The organism is Paraburkholderia sp. Ac-20347 (assembly GCF_017104805.1).
Classification (GTDB): domain Bacteria; phylum Pseudomonadota; class Gammaproteobacteria; order Burkholderiales; family Burkholderiaceae; genus Paraburkholderia; species Paraburkholderia tropica.
The window spans coordinates 1-23,706 of the sequence record NZ_JAAGPN010000065.1; the positions used below are offsets into that span (position 1 = coordinate 1).

A 23,706-nucleotide genomic window follows, 5' to 3' on the forward strand; every position below is an offset into this window, starting at 1 on the left:
CGCCGTGGCCGCGCGCAACGCCGCGAAGCTGCTCGATGCGCGTCGCCCCGGCGGCGCACTCACCTTCGTCGCGGGCAGCTGGTACGACACGCTCGACGCCGCGCTGCGCTTCGAGGTCATCGTGAGCAATCCGCCCTATATCGCGAACGGCGATCCGCATCTGGACCAGGGCGACCTGCGCTTCGAACCGCGCGGCGCGCTCACCGACGAAGCCGACGGCCTTTCGTGTCTGCGCGCGATCATCGACGGCGCGCCCGCGCGGCTCGTCGCGGGCGGCGTGCTCTGGATGGAGCACGGCTACGATCAGGCCGCCGCGGTGCGCGCGCTGCTCGACGCGCGCGGCTTCGACGAGGTGCGCTCGGAACAGGATCTCGCAGGCATCGAACGCATCAGCGGCGGGCGCTTCGGCACCCGAACGCCCGGCTAGCCGCGCCGAGCGCGCCCGGCTCGCGCGGGCGAAATCCGCTATCATTTCACTCTGTATTCAACGTATTCCGCATCACTCAATCCCAAGGTCAGACATGGACACCCAACAGCGCATCAAGCAGATCGTCGACGAAAACGCCGTCGTCCTTTTCATGAAGGGCAACGCGCAGTTTCCGATGTGCGGCTTCTCGGGCCGCGCGGTGCAGATCCTGAAAGCCTGCGGCGTCGATCAGTTCAAGACCGTCAACGTGCTCGAGGACGACGAAGTCCGCCAGGGCATCAAGGAATTCTCGAACTGGCCCACGATTCCGCAGCTCTACGTGAAGGGCGAATTCATCGGCGGTTCGGACATCATGATGGAGATGTACCAGAACGGCGAACTGCAGCAGCTGTTCGCGGCGGCTTAAGCCTCCGTTCTGCCGTTTTGCTCCGGAACGGCGGCGCGCCCAGCGCCCGTCGTTCCGTGCCGGTTTGAAGCCTGATTTTTCAGCGTTTCGAACCGGCGCGCCTTCTCGCACTGATCCCGCACCTATCTTCCCCCAATTCCGCCGATCTCCCACGTGAACGCCACCTCGTCCCACGCTCCACGCCGCCGTCTGATCGTCGCGATCACGGGCGCCACGGGCGCGATTTACGGCGTGCGCATTCTGGAGACGCTGCGGCGTCTGGGCGGCGTGGAATCGCATCTGCTGATCTCGGCGGCGGGCTGGCTCAACATCCAGCACGAGCTGCAGCTCAGCAAAGAGGACCTGCACGCACGCGCGGATGTCGTGCATTCGGTGCGTGACGTGGGCGCCACCATTGCCTCGGGCTCGTTCGCGACCGACGGCATGATCGTCGCGCCCTGCTCGATGAAGACGCTCGCGAGCGTCGCTCACGGCCTCTCGGACAACCTGATCGCGCGCGCCGCCGACGTCACGCTCAAGGAGCGCCGCCGCCTCGTGCTGCTGGTGCGCGAAACGCCGTTCAACCTCGCGCATCTGCGCAACATGACGGCGGTGACCGAAATGGGCGGCGTGATCTTCCCGCCGCTGCCGGCTTTCTACAATCAACCTGCGTCGATCGACGAGATGGTCGATCACACGGTCGCGCGCGTGCTCGACCTGTTCGCGCTCGGGCCGGCGCTCGCGCCCGCCTGGCCGGGACTGCGCGGCAACAACGCAGACTGACTTCCGGTCCGGCGCGTGCCCGCTTCGCGCTCCGTCGATTATCAACATCGGCGATACAATCAATTCACTTGCCGCACATTTAATTCGCGAGAGTTGGGTCTTATATTGATCGCAACGCGAACTTTTCCGGCCGCCTCACGCGGCTCACGATCATGACCACCCGTACCCCCACGCTTTTCCTGTCGCATGGCGCGCCCACCTTGCCGATCGACCCGTCGATGCCGCGCGAAGGCTTCGTCAAGCTGGCCGAACATCTGCCGCGCCCCGAATCGATCCTGATGCTCTCGGCGCACTGGTACACGCAGCGTCCGGCGGTGAGCACCGCGACGCAGCCCGAGACTATCCACGACTTCTACGGCTTTCCGCGCGCGCTCTACGAGATCCAGTATCCGGCGCCCGGCGCGCCCGAAACCGCGCAGCGCGCGGCGGCGCTGCTGCGCGCGCAGGGCGTCGAGGTCGACGAAGAAGCGCACGGCCTCGACCACGGCGCCTGGGTGCCGATGCTGCTGATGTTCCCGGACGCCGACGTGCCCGTCGCCCAGCTCTCGATCCAGCCGCGCGCAGACGCCGCCTATCACTTCGCACTCGGCCGCGCGCTGCGCGAACTGCGCGACGAAGGCGTGATGGTGGTCGGTTCGGGCCAGATCACGCACAACCTGCGTCAGGCCGACTTCTCGGCGCGTCCCGAGGACGCCGATCCGCGCGTCACCGAGTTCACCGACTGGTTCGAAGCGCATCTCGCGGCGCGCGACATCGACGCCCTGCTCGACTATCGGACGAAGGCGCCGCATGCGGTGCTCATGCACCCGACCGACGAGCATCTGCTGCCGGTGTTCTCCGCGCTCGGTGCCGCCGACGACGACTACACGCTCGGCGTGCAGTCGCTCGGCACCTACCAGCGCGCGCTCGCGATGACGAACTACGTGTTCGGCTCCGCCACGGCGCAGTAAAACCGCCAGACGTGAAAAAGCCCGCCTGAATCGCTTCAGGCGGGCTTTTTTTGCTGCGTTGATTGCCTCGTTCAGGCTGCCGCTGCGAACAGCGGCCGGTGCGTCACTTAGTGCGCGCCGATGCCTTCGAGCACTTCGTCGTGTTCCTTGCGCTCTTCCAGATACGGCGTGCGGTAACCCGAGTTCACGCCCCAGATGTAGAAGCCGAGCGAGATCACCGCGACGACCAGCATGTCCCAGCCGTAGGGAATCAGGTCGTGACCGCCGAACTGCTTCGAGCCGATCAGCGAGAGCACGGCCATCGTCGGCAGGTAGGCGCACAGCCACCATGCGGCCTTCAGATCCTGGCCCCAGCCGCCGAAGCCCTGCTTCGCCTGGAAGTAGAAGTACACCGGCAGCGCGACAACCATCAGCAGAATGATTTCGCCCGTCAGCGGCCACTTCGCCCAGTACAGGATCATCGATGCGCAGACGAACGCGAACGGCGCGATCACCTTCATGAACGGCACCGACAGCGGGCGCTCGATGTCCGACGCGGCGCGCTTGAGCGCCATCAGGCTGATCGGGCCCGTGAGGTACGAGATCACGGTCGCGACCGAGATCACCGCCGCCAGCGAGCTCCAGCCGCGGAAGAAGAACATGAAGATGAACGACACGGCCAGGTTGAACCACATCGCGGGGCGCGGCACGCCGTAGAACGGGTGCACGTTGCCGAAGATCGACGGCATCGTGTTGTTGCGCTCCATCGCGTAGATCATGCGCGAGGTCGTCGCCATGTAGGTCGTGCCGGTGCCGCTCGGGCTCACGAATGCGTCGACGTACAGCAGGATCGCCAGCCAGTTCAGGTTCAGCGCGATCGCGAGTTCGGCGAACGGCGACTTGAAGTTGAACAGGTTCCAGCCCTTGGCCACGTCAGCCGGATTCACCGCGCCGATGTACGCCACCTGCAGCAGCACGTAGATCACCAGTGCGCAGACGATCGAGCCGATCACCGCGAACGGGATGCTCTTCGACGGATTGCGCGCTTCGCCCGCGAGGTTGATCGGGCTCTGGAAGCCGTTGAACGCGAACACGATGCCGCTCGTCGCGACCGCCGTGAACACCGCCGACCAGCCGTAAGGCGCGAACGTGCTCGCTTCGCCGAAGTTTTCGTGGTGGAAGCCCGTCGTCATCAGGCCGATGATCGTCAGGCCCGGGATGATGAACTTGAAGATCGTGATGGCGCTATTGGCGCGCGCGAACAGCTTCACGCCCCAGTAGTTGAGCATGAAGTACACGATCACGAGCAGCGCCGAAAGGAACAACCCTGAGTGGGTTAATGATCCGTCGACGAACAACGCGTGGGCCCAGTCGTAGGGCCAGGTGCTCATGTATTGAATGGAAGCTTCGGCTTCGATCGGAATCACCGAGACGATGGCGATCCAGTTCGCCCAGGCGCTGATGAAGCCCACGAGTGCGCCGTGCGAGTAGCGCGCGTAGCGCACCATGCCGCCCGACTCCGGGAACATCGCACCGAGTTCGGCGTAGGTGAGCGCGATGGCCAGAATGACCACGGCACCGATCACCCAGGCGCAGATGGCTGCGGGGCCGGCAATCTTCGCGGCCTTCCATGCGCCGAACAGCCAGCCCGAACCGATAATCGACCCGAGGCCGGTGAACATCAGCGCGAACGGGCCGATGTTCCGTTGAATAGAACTTTTCACGTCTTCTCCTGTATCAAGAGCAGTTCGACACCGCGTGCCCCGTCTGTTGTGCGGGCGGGGTTCCTGCGGCGGTCGCACCTGCGCGCGGTCGATTGCACCCGAAGGCGCAACTCATGCGCGGCGCGTAGTTTAACGGTTGCACTGCCAAAAGGCGCTAAAAAAGTGCGAGCACTACAAAAAAAACAGCAACTTAGCAAGCTTTGTAAGGCTTTGTTTCGACCCTGCCGCAAAATACTATGGAGTTACCCTGGGTCCCGGTTGACCTGGCAGGGAATTAGCCGTATAAAGATCGAGCAGGATTTCAAGCGGCGAGTGTGAATAGGTCTTTCGTAGTTCGCCCATCAACGGTACTCCGGCTGGTCCCATACCCCTTCCTTGATTTTCGTGCACCTCTCTGTGGCTTCGGCCTTCATTCATTTTTAGGAAAGTAATATGGAAACCGGTACCGTCAAGTGGTTCAATGACGCTAAGGGCTTTGGCTTTATCACTCCGGACGGCGGCGGCGAAGACCTGTTCGCGCACTTCTCGGAAATCAAGGTTGACGGCTTCAAGACGCTGCAAGAGAACCAAAAGGTTCAATTTGAAGTGCGCACGGGCCCGAAGGGCAAGCAAGCTGCCAACATCAAGCCGGTCTAAATACCGTCTTCGACCGTCAGGACTCTAACCTCGGTCCTGTCAGGCAAGCTTACAGAAAAACCCCATGCTTCTTCCTGAAGGTGGGGTTTTTTGTCGCCTGTCGTTTTTAATGACTTCGGGTAAATGCGCGGGCGTTTGCCAATAACGTCAGGCAAAGAGGCGCTGCGCGTGGATACCCAGGCCCGTCGCCACGCTGGCGAGACGGTCGCCGAATACCGGTTGCGCGTGCGGGAACGCCTCGGCGAGCGCCTGGGTCAGGAACAGCAGACCCGTCGAGCCGCCCGTGAAATACAGCGCGTTCACGGCGCCCGGCGCCACGCCCGCCGCCTGCACGGTTTCGCGCGCGGCTTCCACGATACGGCGTGTTTCCTCGCGGCCGGCTTCCACCAGTTGTGCGTCGTCGAAGGCGAGACGCAGGTCGGTTTCCACCTGCTCCAGATCGATCATCGTCTGACCGCCCGCCGACACACCAATCTTCGCTTCCTCGGCATGCGCCGCCAGCGCGTGCCCCAGACGCCAGTCGACCACGCGCATCAGACGATCGTGATGCGCAGCGTCGGTATATAGATGGCGCATGAGCTTGAGTTCGGCCGCGCGCTTGGGCGTGTAGACCGTGTTGATCAGATGCCAGGTCGCCAGATCGAAATAGACGCGGTTCGGCACTTCGCGGCCTTCCGGATCGAGCGACTGATAGCCGAGTTCGCGCAGGATCGTCGCCAGTTCGACGCGGCGGTCGAAGTCCGTGCCCGCCACGTGCACACCGTGATGCGCGAGCACGTCGTCCTTGCGGGCGAGGCGCGACATACGCTGCGGCCCCACGCGCACGAGCGAAAAGTCCGACGTACCGCCGCCGATGTCGGCCACCAGCACCAGCCCCTCTTCCGTCAGGCGCGACTCGTAGTCGAACGCCGCCGCGATCGGCTCGTACTGGAATTCGATCTCCTTGAAGCCCACCGAGCGCGCCGCCGCTTCGAGCTGATCCTGCGCGAGCTTGTCGGCGCGCGGATCTTCGTCGACGAAAAACACCGGGCGGCCCAGCACCGCGCGCGTGAGACTTGCGCCCGCGCAACGTTCGGCGCTGCGTTTGAGGTGGTCGAGGAAGATCGCGATGATTTCCGTGTAACGGATCGCGCTGCCGTCGCCGAGATCGGTCGTGCTCTCCGCGAGCGGCGAGCCGAGAATGCTCTTCATCGAGCGCATCAGACGCCCGTCGAAGCCGTCGATATAGGCTGCCAGCGCCGCGCGGCCGAATTCGCGCGTGTGCTCGTCGGTGTTGAAGAACACCGAGGTCGGCAGCGTGGTCTGCGCGCCTTCGACCGGCGCGAGGCGCATCGCGTCGCCCGGTGCCGCGCCCGGCAGCGCCACGGCCGAGTTGGAGGTGCCGAAGTCGATTGCGCAGAAGGGTTGCGCGGCAGTGTTCGACGCTGAATTCGAGGCGGGATGCGGGGAGGCAGTCAAGGCGGGGCTCATGGCGGGCGTCATGGCAACGCCGCGCGGCACGTCGCACGCGGCATTACGGAAGGCTGGGAGGACCGGCTTTGTATCACGAAAGCGCGGCGCGGAGCAACCGCAAGGACGGGGTTCGGCCCCGCAAATAAAACGCGCGGCCCGTGCCGCGCTGCGTGTCGCTCTTGCTGCCCTGCGTCTGCTGCGGCTGGACGGCCCGGAAGTCCTGCAAGCTCCGGGAAACCGGCCAGCTCAGCCACGCTCGATCGCGCTCAGCCCTTGAACGGCTGCTTCCAGGCGTTCGCGTAGGCGATATCGCCTACGCTCGCACGCGTGCGCTCTGCCTTCTCGCGGTCGCGCAGGACCGGATCGAGCTTCTCGGCGTCGCCGTAATGGCCGATCGAAATGATCGCAAGCGGCTCCACGTCGTTCGGCAGACCGAATTCCTTGCGGAACGCGTTCACGTCGAAGCCGCTCATCTGGTGCGCGGCGAGACCGAGCGCGTGCGCCTGCAGCACCAGCGACATCGCCGCCGCGCCCGCATCGTACTGCGCCGTGCGGTTCACTTCGCCCTTGGCGTTGAGCGTCTGCGCCGTCACCGCCACCAGCACGGGCGCCGGCGCGTTCCACTGCTGATTGAAAGGCACGAGCGTCGCGAAGGCGCGCTTGAACGCCGGCTCATCGGCCGTGCGGTCGAACACGATGAAGCGCCACGGTTGCAGGTTGTATCCCGACGGCGCCCAGCGCGCGGCCTCGATGACCGCGTGCAGATGCTCGCGCGAAACCGGCTCGTTCGAATAGGCACGCGGGCTCCAGCGGCCTGCGATCAGTTCGTGGATGGGCACGGCTGTCGGTGCGGGTTTTTGCTTCGTCATGCCGGATGTGTCCTTGGTTTGCGGGCGCTCGCCCGGGGCTCACAGCATACCCGCGCCGCGTGAAACGCGCTGAAACGGCGAAGGCGGCGCATGTGCAGCCGCCTTCGCGTGATCGACGAATTGTCCGCCAGTCCCTTTCCGCGAACTCAGGCCGTCTGCGCGCCCGCCGTGCGCGGCGCGCGGTTGATGCGCAGCACGAGGAACGAGGCGATCAGGCACAAGCCGCCCGAGATCATCGACGCCACCGTATAGGTGCCGAGGCTCGAGCGCAGCAACCCCGCGCCGAACGCCGCGAACGCCGCGCCCAGTTGATGGCCCGCGACCACCCAGCCGAAGATGATCGGCGCGCGCTCCTTGCCGAACACGTCGGTGGCGAGGCGCACGGTCGGCGGCACGGTGGCGATCCAGTCGAGCCCGTAGAACACCGCGAAGATCGGCAGACCGAAGAAGTCGATGCCGAACGCGTGCGGCAGATAGATCAGCGAGAGCCCGCGCAGACCGTAGTACCAGAACAGCAGCACGCGGCTGTTGAAGCGGTCCGAGAGCCAGCCCGAGAGCGTCGTGCCGAACAGGTCGAAGATGCCCATCGTCGCGAGCAGCGACGCGCCCTGCACTTCCGTCATGCCGTAGTCGCCGCACATGGCGATCAGGTGCGTGCCGACATAGCCGTTGGTGCTCGCGCCGCAAATGAAGAAGCTGAAGAACAGCAGCCAGAAGTCGCGCGTGCGGCTCGCCGACGTGAGCGCGCCGAACGCCAGCTTGATCGGATTCTGCTGCGGCGCGGGCGGCGCGACCGGCGCGTCGGGCTCTTCGCCAAACGGACGCAGTTTCAAACTGGCCGGGCGCTCGGGCAGCAGGAACGCGACCAGCGGCAGCACCACGGCGGCGGCCGCCGCGACCACCAGCACGACGAGCTGCCAGCCGTGCTTTTCGGCGATCGCCGCGAGGAACGGCAGGAACACGAGCTGGCCCGTGGCCGAACTCGCGGTGAGTATGCCCATCGCGAGGCCGCGATGCGTCGTGAACCAGCGCGTGACGACCGTCGCCGACAGCGACAACGCCGCCACGCCGGTCGAGCCGCCGACCATCACGCCCCAGATCAGGATCATCTGCCACGGATGCGTCATCAGCGCCGACAGCGCCACGCCCGCGCCCATCGTGGCGAGCGCCGCCAGCAGTGTCGGCCGCACGCCGAAGCGCTGCATCGCCGCCGCCGCAAACGGCCCCATCAATCCGTAAAGCGCGATGTTCACCGAAATCGCCAGCGAGATCGTCGCCCGGCTCCAGCCGAACTGGTGCTCGAGCGGCACCATCATCACGCTCGGCGTCGCACGCGTGCCGGCCGCCGCCAGCAGCACCAGGAACACCACCGCCACCACGAGCCATCCATAGTGGAAACGCCCGCCGACCCACCTCGCTGCCCAGTTCATCCGTGCTCCACGTTCGTTGTCTTGTTTGAATCGTCCGCTTGATCTGCGTCTTGCCGATCGACCGAATTGTTACCGATCGGTCACAAGTGTGTTGCGATAGTAGTGACCGCTCGGTAACATGTCAAGCATGTCCCTGACGACGAGATGTACTGCCATGTCCACGCGCCACGAAAATCCGACTGATCCCGCCGCCGCTGCGCCCGCCAAAGTTGCCGCGCGCGCGGGCCGCTCGCGCACCCAGACGGCCGGGCCCCGCGCCCAGGAGCACCTGCTCGCCGCCGCGGACGAATTGTTCTACCGCGAAGGCGTGCGCGCCGTCGGCGTCGAAGCCGTGGTCGAGCGCGCGGGCGTGAACAAGATGAGTCTGTACCGGCAATTTTCGTCGAAGGACGATCTGGTAGTGGCGTATCTGAAGCGCTGCGATGTGCGCTTTTTCGAGCGTTTCGAGGCGAGCGTCGCGAAGCATCCGGGCGAACCGGCAAAGCAGTTGCTGCAGGCGTTCGAGGATCTGGCGGCGCGCGCGTCGGCGCCCGACTATCGCGGCTGTCCGTTCGTGAACGTGGCGGCCGAGTTTCCCGATCCGGCCCATCCGGCGCGGCACAGCGTGGCCGACAACAAGACCCGGCTGATCGCGCGCCTCGTCGAACTGGCGCAGGCGGCAGGCGCGACCGACGCGGCGGCGCTCGCGAACGAACTGGCGCTGCTGGTCGAGGGCGTCTACGCCGCGAGCCAGACCTACGGTCCCGGCTGCGGCCCGATTCAGGCGGCGCCGCGCATGGCGAAACTGTTGATCGACGCGGCGTGCGCGCCGGTCGCCTGATCTCGCGCCAGCATTCAACCCGCGCGCGCCCTTCGCCGCAGCGGGCATGCGAACCGCACCGTTAAAATGCCGCGATGAACGATACCCGCGATACCGACAACACCCCCGCCACGCCTGACCCGGCGCACGCCGAGCGCGCCGCCATTCTCGACGCCACGCGCCACTGGCTCACGCGCGCGGTGATCGGGCTGAATCTCTGCCCGTTCGCGAAAAGCGTGCACGTGAAGGGCCAGATCCGTTACGCGATCAGCGACGCGACCGATCTGGAAGGTGTGCTAACCGATCTCGAAACCGAACTGCGCACGCTTGCGGACAGCAGTGCGTGTGAAATCGACACGACGCTGCTGATCCTGCCGCACGCGCTCACCGATTTTCTCGACTACAACGACGCGCTCCATTTCGCCGATCTGCTGCTCGGCCAGTTGCGCCTCGACGGCGAACTGCAGATCGCGAGCTTTCATCCGCAGTACCAGTTCGAGGGCACCGAGCCCGACGACATCGAGAACTACACGAACCGCGCGCCCTACCCGATCCTGCACCTGCTGCGCGAGGCGAGCATCGAGCGCGCCGCCGACGCCTTCCCGGACGCGGCCGACATCTACGAGCGCAATCAGGAAACGATGCGCCGACTCGGTCTCGAAGGCTGGCGCGCGTGGATGAGCCAGCGCGACGACCAGTAAGTCATCCTGCCAATCAGGTGACGATCCCCTCGATCACCTGAAATCACGCAGATTGCGCAGATGACGCACAGCGGCCCGTCAGCACGGGCCGCGCGCGCCGCGCTTACGCTTCCTCGGTCGCCTGAGCGGGCGACGCCTCGCCGTCGTCGACGAAGAAACGCTCACGCAGCTCGGCAATCCCGAACGTGTCGAGCAGTTCGTTGAGCCGCTCCGCCGGCCGGCGCCGCGGCAGATTCTTGTACTGCGCTACGATGAGCTCGTTCTTCATCGAGTGCTCCCAGCCCACCAGTTCCGTCACGCTCACCTGATAGCCGTGCGCCTCCAGTTGCAGGCAGCGCAGCACGTTGGTGATCTGGCTGCCGAACTCGCGCGTATGCAGCGGGTGACGCCACACTTCCGTCAGCGCCTGGCCGAGCGACTTGCCCTTGTTGCGACGCAGCACGCCCGCCACTTCGGCCTGACAGCACGGCACCACGACGATATGGCGCGCGTGCTTCTTGAGCGCGAAGCGCAGCGCGTCGTCGGTGGCGGTATCGCAGGCGTGCAGCGCCGTGACGATATCGACCGTGGGCGGCAGTTGCGTCGACGTAATCGAGTCGGCCACCGAGAGATTCAGAAACGACATCCCCTTGAAGCCGAGCCGCGCCGCCAGTTCCTCCGAGCGCTGCACAAGCTCGTCGCGCGTCTCGATACCAAAGATGCGCGAGTTGTCGCACAGACCCTTGAAGAACAGGTCGTACAGAATGAATCCCAAGTAGGACTTGCCCGCACCGTGATCGACGAGCGTGACGTCGCGGCCATCCTGCTTGAGGTCGTTGAGCAGCGGCTCGATGAACTGGAACAAGTGATAGACCTGCTTCAGCTTGCGGCGGCTGTCCTGGTTCATCTTGCCGTCGCGCGTCAGGATATGGAGCTCCTTCAGGAGCTCGATCGACTGATTCGGACGGATTTCGTAGGTCTTGCTGGACATCGGGACAAAAAAAGATGAGTAGCGTCATTTACCGCGAAACGTGCGGCAACCGACAGAGCGACGCAAATAGATCTGTCATTTTACGGAAAAAGCAGCACGAGGCCGCGAACCTGATAGCGGCCCATTCGTCATATGGTTGTAGCGTCCGGCACGCTGACCCACGTCCGGATGACAGGGAGGGGTTGATTAAAAAAGACACGGTGAAGCTCGCATCGCCGATGTCCAGAAAGGACCATTTTTGGGGCGCGACCGACCGGCAAAGTACTGGTTGTGCGCGCATGGGAGGTCGCTCCGGGTCCGCCGGCAGCGATAAATCAGGTATGACGCAGATCCCCGCTGCGCGAAGACGCACGGCGCTGCGCGACCTTGCATGGGGCATGCAATGAACACGATACCCGACGGTAACGCTGAGCAAAAATTCCAGGAACTGCTTGCCAGACTCATTGAAGTGCCTGAGTGGACGGAAAAGCAGCAACTGGAGCTCGAAATGGCGCGTGACATCTCGGTCGAGATGCTGCGCCTGGCCGAGGAAATGCGCGACGGCGCGGCAGATCTCGAGAATTGCCTGATCCTGCTGAAGTACGCCAAAGTGCTCGATTTCGTGATGTCGGCGCTCGCTGCACGGCGCGACATCAAACCCCAGACTTTGCGGGTGATCTTCAAACTCGCCGGCCTTGCCGTGGACGAGGCCTATCCAGGTTAGCCGTAACGCGCGGCATCGCAGGAACGGAAAGCGGGCCAGCTCGCCCGCTTTCCACACCCGGCTTGCAAGCGGGACCGGCGATTGATCAGAACAGGCCATCGGACGCCGCGCCGATGGCCGCCCCACTTCATTGAGCCGTTCGCGCCACGCGACGGCTCTTTACCTGCTTTTCCCATCGCGCCTTCGCTCATGCGTCCCTCTTTCGTCATCGAATGAGCCGACAAGCACGCGCGTGGAATGTCAGTCCTTGCGCACCTTCAAACGCCACAGCGACGTAATCTCAGCCGCACGCGCCCGATAAAGCGGATCGTTCGGATCGCTCGCTTTCGGGTGACGCGGACGAATATCCTCGCGCCCGGCCACTTCCAGCCCGGCCTCGACGATCATTTCCACCAGCGCCTCGCGCGTCCGCAGACCGAGGTGTTCCGCGAAATCGGAGAGGATCAGCCAGCCTTCGCCGCCCGGCTCCAGATGGTCCTTGAGGCCGCCGAGAAAACCACGCAGCATGCGGCTGTCCGGATCGAACACCGCGTATTCGATGGGCGACGCGGGACGCGCGGGCACCCAGGGCGGATTGCAGACCACCAGCGGCGCGCGGCCCGCCGGGAACAGATCCGCCTCGACCACCTCGACGCGCTCGCCATAACCGAGCCGATCCAGATTCTCGCGCGCGCAGGCGAGCGCGCGGGCGTCCTGATCGGTCGCGACCACCTGCTTCACGCCGCGCGCGGCGAGCACCGCCGCGATCACGCCGGTCCCTGTCCCGATGTCGAACGCCTTCTCTTGCGACGGCAGCGGCACGCGCGCAATCAGATCGAGATACTCGCCGCGCACCGGCGAAAACACGCCGTAGTACGGATGAACGTGCGCCCCGCCGAGCGCGGGAATCGGCACGCCCTTCTTGCGCCATTCGTGCGCGCCGATCAGGCCGAGCAGTTCGCGCAGCGACACCGCCGACGGCTCGCCCGTGGACGGGCCCCAGGCTTCCTCGCAGGCGAGCTTCGCATCAGGCGCGCGGCGCAAGGCGATTTCGTAGTCGCCTTCGATCGGCAACAGCACCATGCCGAGCGTGCGCGCGCGTTGCGCCTGCGCCTGACGATGCTGATGGAATGCCTCGAGCGGCGTGGCCGGCGGCTTGGGCGCACCCTTCTTCGGCTTGCGTTCGGCGCGGCGCGCCATGGCCTGCAGCAGTTGCCGCGCGTTCTGGAAGTCGCCGCGCCAAAGCAGCGCGGTGCCTTCGCAGGCGAGGCGGTAGGCGGCGTCGGCCGTGGTCGTGTCGTCGGCGATCACCACGCGCTTCGGCGCGGGCACGCCCGCCTCCGAACGCCAGCGGACGGTGCGCGGGCCGTCCGTATCGGGCCAGCTCAAGGTGGGAAAGTCGGTCATAGGATTCGAATGCTCAAAGACGCGCCGCAACGAGGCGGCGCAAGACGCGCGCCATCATATAGCAGAGCGAGCGGCCGCGTTCCGCGCGGCGTACCGGCCATGACGTCATGACGGGCACGCCGCAACATGGATGCATCATCGCGCAGCGCCGCGCATCCGTCGACTCGGCCGAATGGCCTGGGTCGAAAGGCAGGGGACGACCCCGCGCCCCCGCCAGTACAATGAGCGCCGATCCGCGCAACGGTGCCTCGCGCCGCAACGAGAAAATGTCCGAGACCCCTCCACCGCGACGCGCCGAAAGTGCATCAGGCAAACCCAGCGCGCGACGCGCGAAGAATCGTCACGCCAAGCCCGGCCTCGATGCGCACTTCTACGCCGAACTGCTGCATATCGCCGGGCTGCGCGAAAGCACGGCGGCGGGCAAGACCGTGGTCGCGCGGCGCGATGGCGCGCAACGCCAGCCGGGCGCGCTGATCGAACTGGCCATTGCGGCCATTGCAGCCATCGAGGCGCGCGATGCGAGCGAGATGCCCGAGCAGGCAGTGCTGCGCACGGCGCTGCGTCTGTGCATCGCGTGGCTCGGCCGCCTCGTGTTCCTCAAGCTGCTCGAAGCGCGCCTGCTCGCGCTGCACGACGGCGAGAGCGCATACGCGTTTCTGCGCAGCGCGCGCATCGACACCTTCGCGCAACTCGACGCGCTCTGTCACGACGTGTTCAGCGACGGCGCGGGCCACGCGCATCTGCCGCGTTTCGATGGCGCGATGTTCGAGTCCGCCGATCTCGCGACGCTCGCCATCGGCTTCAGCACGCTGTCAGACGACGCGCCGCTCGCACCGTTCGAAGCGACCGTGCTCACGCCCTCGCCGGCCGCGCCTGCGCGCAACACCGTCACCTATCTGCTCGATTTCCTCGACGCGTTCGAATTCGGCTTCGATGCCGGCACGCCAGTGAACGCGAGCGCGCAGCGTCGGCAACGCATCGACACCGCCACGCTCGGCCTCGTCTTCGAAAAGCTCAACGGCTATCGCGACGGCGCGTGGTACACGCCCGGCCGCGTCGCCATAATGCTGGCGCGCGCCGCCGTCACGGGCGCGGCGCTCGGCCGCTTCAATCAGATCGAAGGCTGGCGCTGCACGACGCTCGATCAGCTATCCGAACGAATCGAACGCAACAGTCGTCGCGAAAGCGCACGCGCGATTCTCGCCTCGCTGCGCGTGTGCGACCCGGCGGTCGGCACGGGCCATCTGCTCGTCTCGGCGCTCGACGAACTGATCGCGCTGAAAGCCCGCCTGCGCCTGTTCGACGACATCCCCGGTCACGCGCTCGCGGGCCTGCGTGTCGACGTCGCCGACGACCGGCTGAGCGTGACGCTCGCGCACGGCGTCGCGCCGGACCGCGAGCAGCAGCGCCGTATCGACGACGCGCTATATCGCGAGAAACGCGCGATCGTCGAGCAAAACCTCTTCGGCGTGGATATCGACGCGGACGCGCTCGGCATGGCGCGGCGGCGTCTCGCGTTCGAACTGCTCGCGCACGCCGCGTACGACGACGCGGGCCGCTTCGCGACGCTGCCGGATCTCACCGCGAACCTGCGGCAAGGCAATGCGGTGCTGAGCCGCGTGATCGACAGCGACGACGCGCAGAGCACCGCGCAAGACTTCGACTGGCGCGCCGAATTTCCCGCGCTGCGCGACGCGCACGGCACATTCACGGGCTTCGACGCTGTGCTCGCGAACCCGCCCTACGTCGACTCCGAACGCATGATCAACGAAGGCCAGCGCGCGCTGCGCGAGCAACTGGCGCGACGCTGGCCGAGCGCGCGCGGCAACTGGGATCTCTACATCGTGTTCATGGAGTTGGGCCTCGCGCTCACGGCGTCCCACGGCACGATGGCGTTTCTCACGCCCGACAAGTGGCTCGCGAAGCCGTTCGGCGCAGCGTTCCGCGCGCGCCATCTCGACGCGATCGAGCGCATCGTCGCGCTGGGTCGCGGCGTGTTCGAGCACGCGCTCGTCGATGCAATCGTCACGGTGTTTCAGCGTGCGGGCTGCGAAAACATCGAAACGGCGCGCCTCGATCAGGACCTGCTCACGCCGCTCGCACACGCGCCCAAACGCGACCTCGACGCGCCGTGGACGCTCGATGCGCTGCTCTCGCCGCATTACGCGTTCGTGCGCCGGCTCGCGCACGCGCACGGCACGCTCGGCGAGTTGATCGCGTGCGAAAACGCCTGCGCGACCTCGGATGCGTATGCGCTCGCGCCTTGCATCGACGAAGCGCGCGGCGCGTTCGATGCGCGCCGCCACTATCGCGTCGTGAATACGGGCACGCTCGGGCGCTACGTGTCGCGCTGGGGCGTGAAGCCAATGACCTATCTCGGGCAGCGCTACGCCGAACCGGTCGTCGAGCGCGAGCGCTTCGAAGCGGCGTTCGCGAATCGTTATCGCGCGAAGGCGGCGGCGAAAAAAGTGATCGTCAAAGGACTCACGCATCTCGACGCGACGCTCGACCTCGCGGGCGACACGATCCCCGGCAAGACCACGCTGATCCTGCGCGCAGACGACGACGCGTTGCTCAAATTCGCGGCGGCGGTGCTGAACTGCCCGCTCGCGGCCTTCGTCACGCGCGCGCGTTTCGGCGCGTCGAGCTACAACGGCGGCGTGGCCTTCACGAAGGCGATGATCGATGCGATTCCGGTGCCGCGCGACGCGAACGCGCGCGCGGACGTCGTGAAGCGTGTGGATCGCTTGCTAGACGCGCTCGGTTCCGCCGATGACGCGCCACGCAGCGAAGCGCTCGCGCGCGAGATCGACAAAGCGCTTTACGCGGCGTATGGGCTGGACGAAAGTGACATCGCGCTGATCGACGGCGATAGACGAGGCACGCGCCAGCGCGCCTGAAAAAGAAAAAGGGCTACAGCGTGTGCGCTGTAACCCTTTCTCGAACTGTTTTGGTGCCGGCTGCAGGACTCGAACCCGCCACCTGATGATTACAAATCAACTGCTCTACCAGATGAGCTAAGCCGGCGTAGCCCGTGATTCTACTTCATTTCACGATCTTGAGGTGACCCTTACCGCCTTTCGCGGCACCGTCGTCGCCGGTTTCACCCTTGCCGCTCTTCGTCGAGGCGGCAGATGCGTCCGACTCGTCGGTCTCGCCCGGCACGGCAGCAGGCGCCACGCTCGGCACCGCCGTCGGTCCGGCTGCCGGCGCCGTGGCGGGCGCAGCCGTTTCCTCGTGCTCGTCCTGCGCGGAAGGCAGCACGTCGTTCGCGTCGCCTGCCGGCGCTTCGACCGGGAACGCCATGCCCTGGCCGTTCTCGCGCGCGTAGATCGCCAGCACGTTCGACACCGGCACTTCGATCTTGTGCGACTTGCCGGAGAAACGCGCGTGAAACTCGATCATCTCATTGCCCATCTGCAACTGGCTCGTGGCCTCGAAGCTGATGTTCAGCACGATCTCGCCGTCGCGCACGAACTGGCGCGGCACCCGCGTGCGGTTGTCGACCCGCACCGCGATATGCGGCGTGAAGCCGTTGTCCGTGCACCACTCGTACAGCGCGCGCAGCAGATACGGCTTGGTGGAAATCTCTTGCATCAACAGTCCTCTGACGAGGCGGCCCGCCCGCGAGCAGCGCGCCGCCTCCGGTTTGCAACGGCGGCGGCCGACTTAGCGGCGCATCACCTTTTCCGACGGCGTCAGCGCTTCGATGTAGGCCGGGCGGCTGAAGATACGCTCGGCGTACTTCATCAGCGGCGCGGCGTTCTTCGAGAGTTCGATGCCGTAGTGATCCAGACGCCACAGCAGCGGCGCGATCGCGACGTCGAGCATCGAGAACTCTTCGCCGAGCATGTACTTGTTCTTCAGGAAGATCGGCGCAAGCTGCGTGAGGCGGTCGCGGATCGCGAGGCGTGCCTTCTCGTGATTCTTCTCGGCGGCCTTGCCCTTCTCGTTTTCGAGCGTGCTGACGTGCACGAACAGTTCCTTCTCGAAGTTGAGCAGGAACAGGCGCGCGCGCGCACGCTGGACCGGATCGGCCGGCATCAGCTGCGGATGCGGGAAGCGCTCGTCGATGTACTCGTTGATGATGTTCGACTCGTACAGAATCAGGTCGCGCTCGACCAGAATCGGCACCTGACCATACGGGTTCATCACGGCGATGTCTTCCGGTTTGTTGAACAGGTCGACGTCGCGGATTTCGAAGTCCATGCCCTTTTCGAACAACACCAGCCGGCAACGCTGGGAGAACGGGCAGGTAGTGCCGGAGTACAGAACCATCATGATTTACATTTCCTCAATAAACCCAAAAGGCCGGCGGGCAAAAACACCGCCTGAGGCTTCGCAGCCGCCAGACGGTGTTTCGTGACACCGGCCCCACGTCGGTCAGAACGTGCCTATTTGATATCTTTCCAGTACGCGGCGTTCAGTCGCCACGCGAAAAAGCTCAAGACGCCGAGGAACAGCAGCACCCAGACGCCGAGCTGCTTGCGGGTTTTCTGCTCCGGTTCGGACATCCAGCCGAGGTACGCCACCAGGTCGGCCACGGCAGAATCATAATCCACCGGCGAGAGCTTACCCGGCGTGACCTGTTGGTACCCCACAAAGCGGCGGACTTTTTCCCCGGATTCTTCGTCCACCGTGTCTTCGAACTTCGCGGTGCGCACGCCCTGCAATTCCCAGAGCACGTGCGGCATGCTCACGTTCTCGAACACCATGTTGTTCCAGCCGGTCGGACGCGTGTCGTCGCGGTAGAAGCTGCGCAGATACGTGTACAGCCAGTCGCGCCCCTTCGCGCGCGCTTCGACGGAGAGGTCAGGCGGCGCCACGCCGAACCACGCCTTGGCGTCGTCCGGACGCATGGCGATGGACATCGTGTTGCCGACCTTGTCCGTCGTGAACAAGAGATTATCTTCGATCTGCTTTTGCGGAATGCCGAGATCCTGCAACCGGCTGTAGCGCATCAGACTCGCACTGTGGCAGTTCAGGCAATAGTTTACAAACAATTGCGCGCCATGTTGCAGCGAAGCAAGATTTTCGCCGTTATCGGGTGCGCGGTCGAGCGGAATGTTTTCCTGCGCCGACACTGCTCCGACCCCAAAACCCGTTCCCACCATCGCGGCGCACGCCATCGCGAGCGCCGCGACGCCCCGCCGGACGCCGCGTGACAGGCCGAACGACCGGTTGCGCGTCAAGCCGCCCGCCCGCGCGAGCGTCGAAAAGAGAGATGCCATCGTCATGTCTTCCTCGCTCGCAAGTTAATGGGGCTTGAACCGCACGCGCTCGGGCGGCTGCTTGAACGTGCCAAGCGGCGTCCAGAACGGCATGCCGAGGAAGAACGCGAAGTAGATCAGCGCGCACACCTGCGCGATCAGCGTGGCCGCCGGCGATGGCGGCCGGGTGCCGAGGAAGCCCAAGGTGAGGAAGGCCGCCACGAACACGCCGAGGAAAACCTTGTGGAACGTGGGCCGGTAGCGGATCGACTTCACCGGCGCGCGATCGAGCCACGGCAGGAAGAACAGCGAGATCACCGCCGTGCCCATCACCACCACGCCCCAGAATTTCGACTCGGTGAAGGCCATCGCCAGAATCACGAGCACCGCCAGCACCGGCAGACCCGCGCGCCATTTGCCGCGCGCGCGCACCAGCGCGAACAGGCCGAGCAGCCCGATCACGATCATCAGCACGATCTTGAACGGGTCGGTCGTGGCGCGCAGCATCGCGTAGAACGCCGTGAAGTACCAGACCGGCGCGATTTCGGGCGGCGTCTGCAGCGGATTGGCCGGGATGAAGTTATTCGCTTCGAGGAAGTAGCCGCCCATTTCCGGCGCGAAGAAGATGATCGCCGCGAAGATCATCAGGAAGATGCACACGCCCATGAAGTCGTGCACCGAGTAGTACGGATGGAACGGGATGCCGTCGAGCGGAATGCCGTTCGCGTCCTTCTTCTCCTTGATCTCGATCCCGTCCGGGTTGTTCGAACCCACCTCATGCAGTGCGACGATATGCGCCACCACCAGCCCGAGCAGTACGAGCGGAATCGCGATCACATGGAACGCGAAGAAGCGGTTGAGCGTGACGTCGGACACCACGTAGTCGCCGCGAATCCACAGCGAGAGATCCGGGCCGATGAACGGAATCGCCGAGAACAGGTTCACGATCACCTGCGCGCCCCAGAACGACATCTGCCCCCACGGCAGCAGATAGCCGAAGAACGCCTCCGCCATCAGGCACAGGAAGATCGCGCAGCCGAAGATCCACACCAGTTCGCGCGGCTTGCGGTACGAACCGTACAAAAGCCCGCGAAACATGTGCAGATACACGACCACGAAGAACATCGACGCGCCTGTGGAGTGCATGTAGCGGATCAGCCAGCCCCACGGCACCTCGCGCATGATGTACTCGACCGAGGCGAACGCGAGCGTCGAGTCGGGCTTGTAGTTCATCGTCAGGAAGATGCCCGTGACGATCTGGTTCACCAGCACGAGCAGCGCGAGCGAGCCGAAGAAGTACCAGAAGTTGAAGTTCTTCGGCGCGTAATACTCGGACACGTGCGCCTTCCACGTCGCGGTCATCGGAAAGCGCTTGTCGATCCAGCCCGCGAGGCCCGTCGTCTCCACCACCTGTTTTTCTTGTCCCGTGGCCATCACGCTTCTCCTTTTTCGTCCTTGCCGATCACGATCTGCGTCGGTGACGTGAACATGTAGCGGGGGATGTCGAGGTTCTGCGGCGCGGGCTTGTTCTTGAACACGCGGCCGGCGAGATCGTAGGTGGAGCCGTGGCACGGGCACAGGAAACCGCCCGGCCAGCTGTCGGGCAGGTTCGGCTGCGGTCCTTCCTGGAAGCGCGGCGTCGGCGTGCAGCCCAGATGCGTGCACACGGCGACGGCCACGAGAATGTGCTGATGCTCGGCGCGCGAGCGGTATTCGTTCTTGCAGTAGTCCGGCATCGGGATCGAAAACGGATGCTCGGAATCGGGATCGGCCAGATCGGGATCGGCCTTCTTGCAGTCCGCCAGCATGCGGTCCGTGCGGTTGAGAATCCAGACCGGCTTGCCGCGCCAGGCGACCGTCATGAGCGAACCGGGCTGCAGACCGCTGATGTCGACTTCGACGGGCGCGCCGGCGGCGCGTGCTTTTTCGGATGGTGCAAACGAGCCTACAAAGGGTACGACAGTGGCGACGCCTCCTATGCCACCTGCTACGGACGTCGCAATCAGCCAGGTACGGCGGCTGCCATCGACGCGGTCATTTTCTTTGTCTCGCATCACATCGCCCCACTTCTGAGTTGGATTTATCCGTCATGCCATTGCTTACCCGCATGCTGCCGAACGCTAGTGTGCGCGAATGGAGTTGGCATTTACAAGGGGCGATCTCGAAAAAGCGCCCGAAGTCCTTGATAACTCGGGGTTTTCCCCCAGAAATCGGGATGCATTTCTTTTCGGTTTGTAAATGCCCGGTGAATAAATCCATGCGATCTGGGACACGCGCGCTTCAACAGCGCCATTTGCGCAATACGCGCAAGACGGAGAAACACTCAAACCGGATTGTCGATGTCGATAAAGAGATGATCGATATCAAAGGTTTCAGCCAGGTGCGCACCGACGGACTGCACGCCGAAGCGCTCGGTCGCGTGATGGCCGGCCGCGAGAAACGCGACGCCGCTCTCCGCCGAGGTGTGGAAAGTGGGCTCGGAGATTTCGCCGGTGAGGAACACGTCGGCACCCGCGTCGATGGCCGCGTCGAAGAGGCTCTGCGCCGCGCCCGTGCACCACGCCACGCGGCGCAGCTGCCAGTCGGGATCGCCGAGCACGAGCGGCGTGCGCCCGAGCGTCTGCTCGACCTGCGCGGCGAAGTGCGCGAGCGTGATCGGCATGGGCAGCGTGGCCATCCAGCCGAGATCCTGCTCGCCGAAACGTTGCTCGCCGATCCAGCCGAGCTTGGCGCCCAGCTGCGCGTTATTGCCGAACTCCGGGTGGCAATCGAGCGGCAGATGGTAGGCGAACAGGTTGAGGTCGTGCGCGAGCAGCGTCTTCAGGCGGCGATATTTGCGGCCCGTAATTTGCGGCGCCTCGTTCTTCCAGAAGTAGCCGTGATGGACCAGCACGGCGTCGGCGCCCCACTCGAGCGCGGCTTCCAGAAAGGCCAGCGAGGCGGTCACGCCGGTCGCGATCTTCTGCACGCGCCGCCGCCCTTCCACCTGCAGCCCATTGGGGCAGTAGTCCTTGAACCGCCCGGTTTCCAGAAGATTGTTCAGATACAATTCCAGTTCGATCCGATCCATATAATCCTCTAATCTTCAAATGCTTAGACGCTTTTGGCTGTTCTTCGCCCAGGCGGTGACGGTCCTGCTGGCGTTGATGTTCATCATCGCGACGCTCAAGCCGCAGTGGCTTCAGCACCAGGGGCAACTCGGCAAACAGCTGGCCGAACCCATCGTCGCGCTGCGCGAGGTGGCGCCGGGCATCGGCGGCGGCTCCGCCCAGGGGTCCTACGCGGACGCCGCCCAGAAGGCCATGCCCGCGGTCGTCAACGTATTCTCCAGCAAGGACGGCTCGCTGCCGCCCGATCCGCGCCAGAACGACCCGCTGTTCCGCTACTTCTTCGGCGATCGCAATCACAACCGCAAGCAGCAGGAACAGCCCGCCGCGAATCTCGGTTCGGGCGTCATTGTCAGTCCGGACGGTTACATTCTAACGAACCAGCACGTGATCGACGGCGCGGATCAGATCGAAATCGCGCTGTCCGATGGCCGCACCACCAACGCCAAGGTGATCGGCATCGATCCGGAAACCGATCTGGCCGTGCTCAAGATCAATCTGCCGAACCTGCCCACGATCACGCTCGGCCGGATGGATCAGGCTCGCGTGGGCGACGTCGTGCTAGCCATCGGCAATCCGTTCGGCGTCGGCCAGACGGTCACGATGGGCATCATCAGCGCGTTGGGCCGCAATCACCTCGGCATCAACACGTTCGAGAATTTCATTCAGACCGATGCGCCGATCAATCCCGGCAACTCGGGCGGCGCGCTCGTCGACGTCGGCGGCAATCTGCTCGGCATCAACACGGCCATTTACTCGCGCTCGGGCGGCTCGCTCGGCATCGGTTTCGCGATTCCCGTTTCCACGGCGCGCAGCGTGCTGGAGAGCATCATCACGACCGGCTCGGTCACGCGCGGCTGGATCGGTGTGGAGCCGCAGGACCTCACGCCCGAGATCGCCGAGTCGTTCGGCATCAACGAGAAGTCCGGCGCGATCGTCGCGGGCGTGCTGCAAGGCGGCCCCGCCGACAAGGCCGGCATCAAGCCGGGCGACATCCTGCTCTCCGTGAACGGCGAGTCCATCACCGACACCACGCGCCTGCTGAACGTGATCGCGCAGATCAAGCCCGGCACCGACGCGAAGGTTCACCTCGTGCGCAAGAACAAGGATCTGGATCTCGACGTCATGATCGGCAAGCGCCCGCCGCCGCCGAAACAGCCTGCCAACGAAGACGGCGAAGGCGACGACGACGGCGGTTGAGGTGGTTGAGGTCGGCAAGGCCGCACGCGCGGCCTCGTCTCTCACCTCAACGAATCGCGACGAACCGCAATAACGCGCACCAACCCGCACCAAACACAAAGGCCGCGAACGTCACCGTTCGCGGCCTTTTGTCTTTTGTCGCGCCGCGCTGTGCTGCGGCAAGATCGCGCGACGTCAGCTTGTCGCTTCGCTCTCGTCGGTGGCCTTCTTCTCGCCGGTGCCGATAAAGACGCGCGCGGCAATGATGCCCGCTTCGTAGAGGATGATCAGCGGGAGCGCCAGAATGAGCTGCGAGAACACGTCCGGCGGCGTCACGACCGCGGAGACGATGAACGCGCCAACGATCACGTACGGACGGATTTCCTTGAGCTTCTTCACCGTGAGCACGTTCATGCGCACGAGCAGCACGACGATGATCGGCACTTCGAAGGTCACGCCGAACGCAATGAACATCGTGAGCACGAAGCTCAGGTAATTGTCGATATCGGTCGTCATCTCCGCGCCGAGCGGCGCGTTGTAGTGCGCCATCACGCGGAAGATCGTCGGAAACACCACGAAGTACGCGAACGCCATGCCGCACAGGAACAGCGTGTAGCTGCTCGCCACGAGCGGCGCGACGAGCTTCTTCTCGTGCTGATAGAGCCCGGGCGCGACGAACGCCCAGATCTGGTAGAGCACGACGGGCAGCGCGATCACGAAGGCGACGAGCATCGTCACTTTCATCGGCACGAAGAACGAGCCGGTCACGTCGGTGACGATCATCTTGCCGTCGCGCGGCAGATTCTGCATGAGTGGGCGCGCGAGCAGCCGGAAGATGTCCGGCGCCCAATACACGAGCCCGACGAACACAACGATAACGGCAATGCCCGCGCGGATGATGCGGTCGCGGAGTTCGACGAGGTGCGAGATGAAGGTCTCTTCAGCGCCCTCGCCCTGGTTTTGCTGGGGGTCGCTCACACCGGCCCTCGGGGGTTGGAGATGGGGAAGTTCGAATG

23 protein-coding genes and 1 tRNA gene are annotated in these 23,706 nt (G+C 64.8%); 10 read left to right on the top strand and 14 right to left on the bottom strand.

All coding sequences use genetic code 11. From position 1 onward, the window contains the following. The 4 genes from G3N97_RS15035 to G3N97_RS15050 form a co-directional block, all read left to right on the top strand. Positions 1–427: HemK/PrmC family methyltransferase (locus G3N97_RS15035; protein ID WP_205993974.1), on the top strand; the 427-nt coding region annotated here is incomplete at its 5' end. A 94-nt stretch (positions 428–521) separates the two neighbouring features. Then, the gene (grxD, locus tag G3N97_RS15040; protein WP_028214777.1) at positions 522–833 is read left to right on the top strand and encodes a Grx4 family monothiol glutaredoxin; all 312 of its coding nucleotides are present in this window, start codon (positions 522–524) and stop codon (positions 831–833) included. Positions 834–986: 153 nt separating this feature from the next. Beyond that, positions 987–1,595 carry a UbiX family flavin prenyltransferase gene (locus G3N97_RS15045; protein WP_205993975.1) on the top strand — a complete coding sequence of 203 codons (609 nt, stop codon included), beginning with the start codon at positions 987–989 and terminating at the stop codon, positions 1,593–1,595. 152 nt (positions 1,596–1,747) lie between these two features. Next, positions 1,748–2,545 carry a class III extradiol ring-cleavage dioxygenase gene (locus G3N97_RS15050; protein ID WP_205993976.1) on the top strand — a complete coding sequence of 266 codons (798 nt, stop codon included), beginning with the start codon at positions 1,748–1,750 and terminating at the stop codon, positions 2,543–2,545. A 107-nt stretch (positions 2,546–2,652) separates the two neighbouring features. Here the strand turns inward: G3N97_RS15050 and G3N97_RS15055 are convergent, their stop codons facing one another. Further along, entirely contained in the window at positions 2,653–4,248 is a 1,596-nt protein-coding gene (locus tag G3N97_RS15055) for an APC family permease (protein ID WP_074987131.1), read from the bottom strand. A 432-nt stretch (positions 4,249–4,680) separates the two neighbouring features. On the opposite strand from G3N97_RS15055, the gene G3N97_RS15060 reads away from it, so the two are divergent. Continuing rightward, entirely contained in the window at positions 4,681–4,884 is a 204-nt protein-coding gene (locus G3N97_RS15060) for a cold-shock protein (RefSeq protein ID WP_027797379.1), read from the top strand. Between the two features lie 147 nt (positions 4,885–5,031). On the opposite strand, the gene G3N97_RS15065 is transcribed toward G3N97_RS15060, so the two are convergent. The 3 genes from G3N97_RS15065 to G3N97_RS15075 all read right to left on the bottom strand — a co-directional run bounded on the left by G3N97_RS15065 (position 5,032) and on the right by G3N97_RS15075 (position 8,635). Further along, positions 5,032–6,342: an Hsp70 family protein gene (locus tag G3N97_RS15065; RefSeq protein ID WP_241030593.1), complete on the bottom strand. Its 1,311-nt coding sequence runs from the start codon at positions 6,340–6,342 to the stop codon at positions 5,032–5,034. Positions 6,343–6,602: 260 nt separating this feature from the next. Beyond that, a complete protein-coding gene (locus G3N97_RS15070) occupies positions 6,603–7,205 on the bottom strand; it encodes a nitroreductase family protein (protein WP_065062648.1) in 603 nt (200 codons plus the stop codon). Between the two features lie 146 nt (positions 7,206–7,351). Continuing rightward, positions 7,352–8,635 carry an MFS transporter gene (locus G3N97_RS15075; protein ID WP_205993978.1) on the bottom strand — a complete coding sequence of 428 codons (1,284 nt, stop codon included), beginning with the start codon at positions 8,633–8,635 and terminating at the stop codon, positions 7,352–7,354. Positions 8,636–8,789: 154 nt separating this feature from the next. Between G3N97_RS15075 and G3N97_RS15080 the strand changes: the two genes are divergently transcribed. Together G3N97_RS15080 and G3N97_RS15085 are read left to right on the top strand one after the other, a co-directional pair. Continuing rightward, a complete protein-coding gene (locus tag G3N97_RS15080) occupies positions 8,790–9,455 on the top strand; it encodes a TetR/AcrR family transcriptional regulator (protein WP_205993979.1) in 666 nt (221 codons plus the stop codon). Between the two features lie 74 nt (positions 9,456–9,529). Beyond that, positions 9,530–10,135 carry a DUF1415 domain-containing protein gene (locus G3N97_RS15085; protein WP_205993980.1) on the top strand — a complete coding sequence of 202 codons (606 nt, stop codon included), beginning with the start codon at positions 9,530–9,532 and terminating at the stop codon, positions 10,133–10,135. A 103-nt stretch (positions 10,136–10,238) separates the two neighbouring features. Here G3N97_RS15085 and G3N97_RS15090 read toward each other — a convergent pair whose 3' ends face one another. Continuing rightward, positions 10,239–11,105, bottom strand: a complete 867-nt coding sequence (locus G3N97_RS15090; RefSeq protein ID WP_205993981.1) for an SAM-dependent methyltransferase — start codon at positions 11,103–11,105, stop codon at positions 10,239–10,241. A gap of 382 nt (positions 11,106–11,487) precedes the next feature. Between G3N97_RS15090 and G3N97_RS15095 the strand changes: the two genes are divergently transcribed. Next, a complete protein-coding gene (locus G3N97_RS15095; RefSeq protein ID WP_205993982.1) occupies positions 11,488–11,808 on the top strand; it encodes a DNA-binding protein in 321 nt (106 codons plus the stop codon). A gap of 240 nt (positions 11,809–12,048) precedes the next feature. Here the strand turns inward: G3N97_RS15095 and G3N97_RS15100 are convergent, their stop codons facing one another. Next, on the bottom strand, positions 12,049–13,194 hold the full coding sequence (locus G3N97_RS15100; RefSeq protein WP_205993983.1) for a class I SAM-dependent methyltransferase: 1,146 nt from the start codon (positions 13,192–13,194) through the stop codon (positions 12,049–12,051). Positions 13,195–13,460: 266 nt separating this feature from the next. Here G3N97_RS15100 and G3N97_RS15105 point away from each other — a divergent pair, with 266 nt between their 5' ends. Continuing rightward, positions 13,461–16,094 (top strand): Eco57I restriction-modification methylase domain-containing protein, encoded by a 2,634-nt coding sequence (locus G3N97_RS15105; RefSeq protein ID WP_205993984.1) that lies wholly within the window; start codon positions 13,461–13,463, stop codon positions 16,092–16,094. Positions 16,095–16,145: 51 nt separating this feature from the next. Here G3N97_RS15105 and G3N97_RS15110 read toward each other — a convergent pair. The 7 genes from G3N97_RS15110 to G3N97_RS15140 form a co-directional block, all read right to left on the bottom strand. Then, positions 16,146–16,221 (bottom strand) — tRNA-Thr (locus G3N97_RS15110). Between the two features lie 18 nt (positions 16,222–16,239). Continuing rightward, positions 16,240–16,791, bottom strand: coding sequence for a ClpXP protease specificity-enhancing factor (locus G3N97_RS15115; protein ID WP_205993985.1), 552 nt, complete (start codon positions 16,789–16,791; stop codon positions 16,240–16,242). Between the two features lie 72 nt (positions 16,792–16,863). After that, on the bottom strand, positions 16,864–17,475 hold the full coding sequence (locus G3N97_RS15120) for a glutathione S-transferase N-terminal domain-containing protein (protein WP_027797364.1): 612 nt from the start codon (positions 17,473–17,475) through the stop codon (positions 16,864–16,866). Positions 17,476–17,588: 113 nt separating this feature from the next. Further along, on the bottom strand, positions 17,589–18,308 hold the full coding sequence (locus G3N97_RS15125; RefSeq protein ID WP_241030596.1) for a cytochrome c1: 720 nt from the start codon (positions 18,306–18,308) through the stop codon (positions 17,589–17,591). Between the two features lie 141 nt (positions 18,309–18,449). After that, positions 18,450–19,838 carry a cytochrome bc complex cytochrome b subunit gene (locus G3N97_RS15130; protein ID WP_205993986.1) on the bottom strand — a complete coding sequence of 463 codons (1,389 nt, stop codon included), beginning with the start codon at positions 19,836–19,838 and terminating at the stop codon, positions 18,450–18,452. Further along, the gene (petA, locus tag G3N97_RS15135) at positions 19,838–20,458 is read right to left on the bottom strand and encodes a ubiquinol-cytochrome c reductase iron-sulfur subunit (RefSeq protein WP_205993987.1); all 621 of its coding nucleotides are present in this window, start codon (positions 20,456–20,458) and stop codon (positions 19,838–19,840) included. The genes G3N97_RS15130 and petA overlap by 1 nt, the downstream gene beginning before the upstream one ends. A 269-nt stretch (positions 20,459–20,727) precedes the next feature. Beyond that, positions 20,728–21,474 carry a Nif3-like dinuclear metal center hexameric protein gene (locus tag G3N97_RS15140; protein WP_205993988.1) on the bottom strand — a complete coding sequence of 249 codons (747 nt, stop codon included), beginning with the start codon at positions 21,472–21,474 and terminating at the stop codon, positions 20,728–20,730. A gap of 19 nt (positions 21,475–21,493) precedes the next feature. Here G3N97_RS15140 and G3N97_RS15145 point away from each other — a divergent pair, with 19 nt between their 5' ends. Then, complete coding sequence (locus tag G3N97_RS15145; protein WP_205993989.1) at positions 21,494–22,711, top strand: Do family serine endopeptidase; 1,218 nt, start codon at positions 21,494–21,496, stop codon at positions 22,709–22,711. Positions 22,712–22,885: 174 nt separating this feature from the next. Here the strand turns inward: G3N97_RS15145 and tatC are convergent, their stop codons facing one another. Beyond that, positions 22,886–23,668: a twin-arginine translocase subunit TatC gene (gene tatC, locus G3N97_RS15150; RefSeq protein WP_205993990.1), complete on the bottom strand. Its 783-nt coding sequence runs from the start codon at positions 23,666–23,668 to the stop codon at positions 22,886–22,888. Positions 23,669–23,706 lie beyond the last annotated feature (38 nt).

Coding starts and splice junctions, on each gene's coding strand:
- G3N97_RS15120 (WP_027797364.1), bottom strand. CDS start 17,475: ATGATGGTTCTGTACTCCGGCACTACCTGCCCGTTCTCCCAGCGTTGC.
- G3N97_RS15050 (WP_205993976.1), top strand. CDS start 1,748: ATGACCACCCGTACCCCCACGCTTTTCCTGTCGCATGGCGCGCCCACC.
- G3N97_RS15125 (WP_241030596.1), bottom strand. CDS start 18,308: ATGGTGGGAACGGGTTTTGGGGTCGGAGCAGTGTCGGCGCAGGAAAAC.
- G3N97_RS15060 (WP_027797379.1), top strand. CDS start 4,681: ATGGAAACCGGTACCGTCAAGTGGTTCAATGACGCTAAGGGCTTTGGC.
- G3N97_RS15100 (WP_205993983.1), bottom strand. CDS start 13,194: ATGACCGACTTTCCCACCTTGAGCTGGCCCGATACGGACGGCCCGCGC.
- G3N97_RS15105 (WP_205993984.1), top strand. CDS start 13,461: ATGTCCGAGACCCCTCCACCGCGACGCGCCGAAAGTGCATCAGGCAAA.
- G3N97_RS15140 (WP_205993988.1), bottom strand. CDS start 21,474: ATGGATCGGATCGAACTGGAATTGTATCTGAACAATCTTCTGGAAACC.
- G3N97_RS15090 (WP_205993981.1), bottom strand. CDS start 11,105: ATGTCCAGCAAGACCTACGAAATCCGTCCGAATCAGTCGATCGAGCTC.
- grxD (WP_028214777.1), top strand. CDS start 522: ATGGACACCCAACAGCGCATCAAGCAGATCGTCGACGAAAACGCCGTC.
- G3N97_RS15130 (WP_205993986.1), bottom strand. CDS start 19,838: ATGGCCACGGGACAAGAAAAACAGGTGGTGGAGACGACGGGCCTCGCG.
- G3N97_RS15080 (WP_205993979.1), top strand. CDS start 8,790: ATGTCCACGCGCCACGAAAATCCGACTGATCCCGCCGCCGCTGCGCCC.
- petA (WP_205993987.1), bottom strand. CDS start 20,458: ATGCGAGACAAAGAAAATGACCGCGTCGATGGCAGCCGCCGTACCTGG.
- G3N97_RS15075 (WP_205993978.1), bottom strand. CDS start 8,635: ATGAACTGGGCAGCGAGGTGGGTCGGCGGGCGTTTCCACTATGGATGG.
- G3N97_RS15085 (WP_205993980.1), top strand. CDS start 9,530: ATGAACGATACCCGCGATACCGACAACACCCCCGCCACGCCTGACCCG.
- G3N97_RS15145 (WP_205993989.1), top strand. CDS start 21,494: ATGCTTAGACGCTTTTGGCTGTTCTTCGCCCAGGCGGTGACGGTCCTG.
- G3N97_RS15095 (WP_205993982.1), top strand. CDS start 11,488: ATGAACACGATACCCGACGGTAACGCTGAGCAAAAATTCCAGGAACTG.
- G3N97_RS15070 (WP_065062648.1), bottom strand. CDS start 7,205: ATGACGAAGCAAAAACCCGCACCGACAGCCGTGCCCATCCACGAACTG.
- G3N97_RS15115 (WP_205993985.1), bottom strand. CDS start 16,791: ATGCAAGAGATTTCCACCAAGCCGTATCTGCTGCGCGCGCTGTACGAG.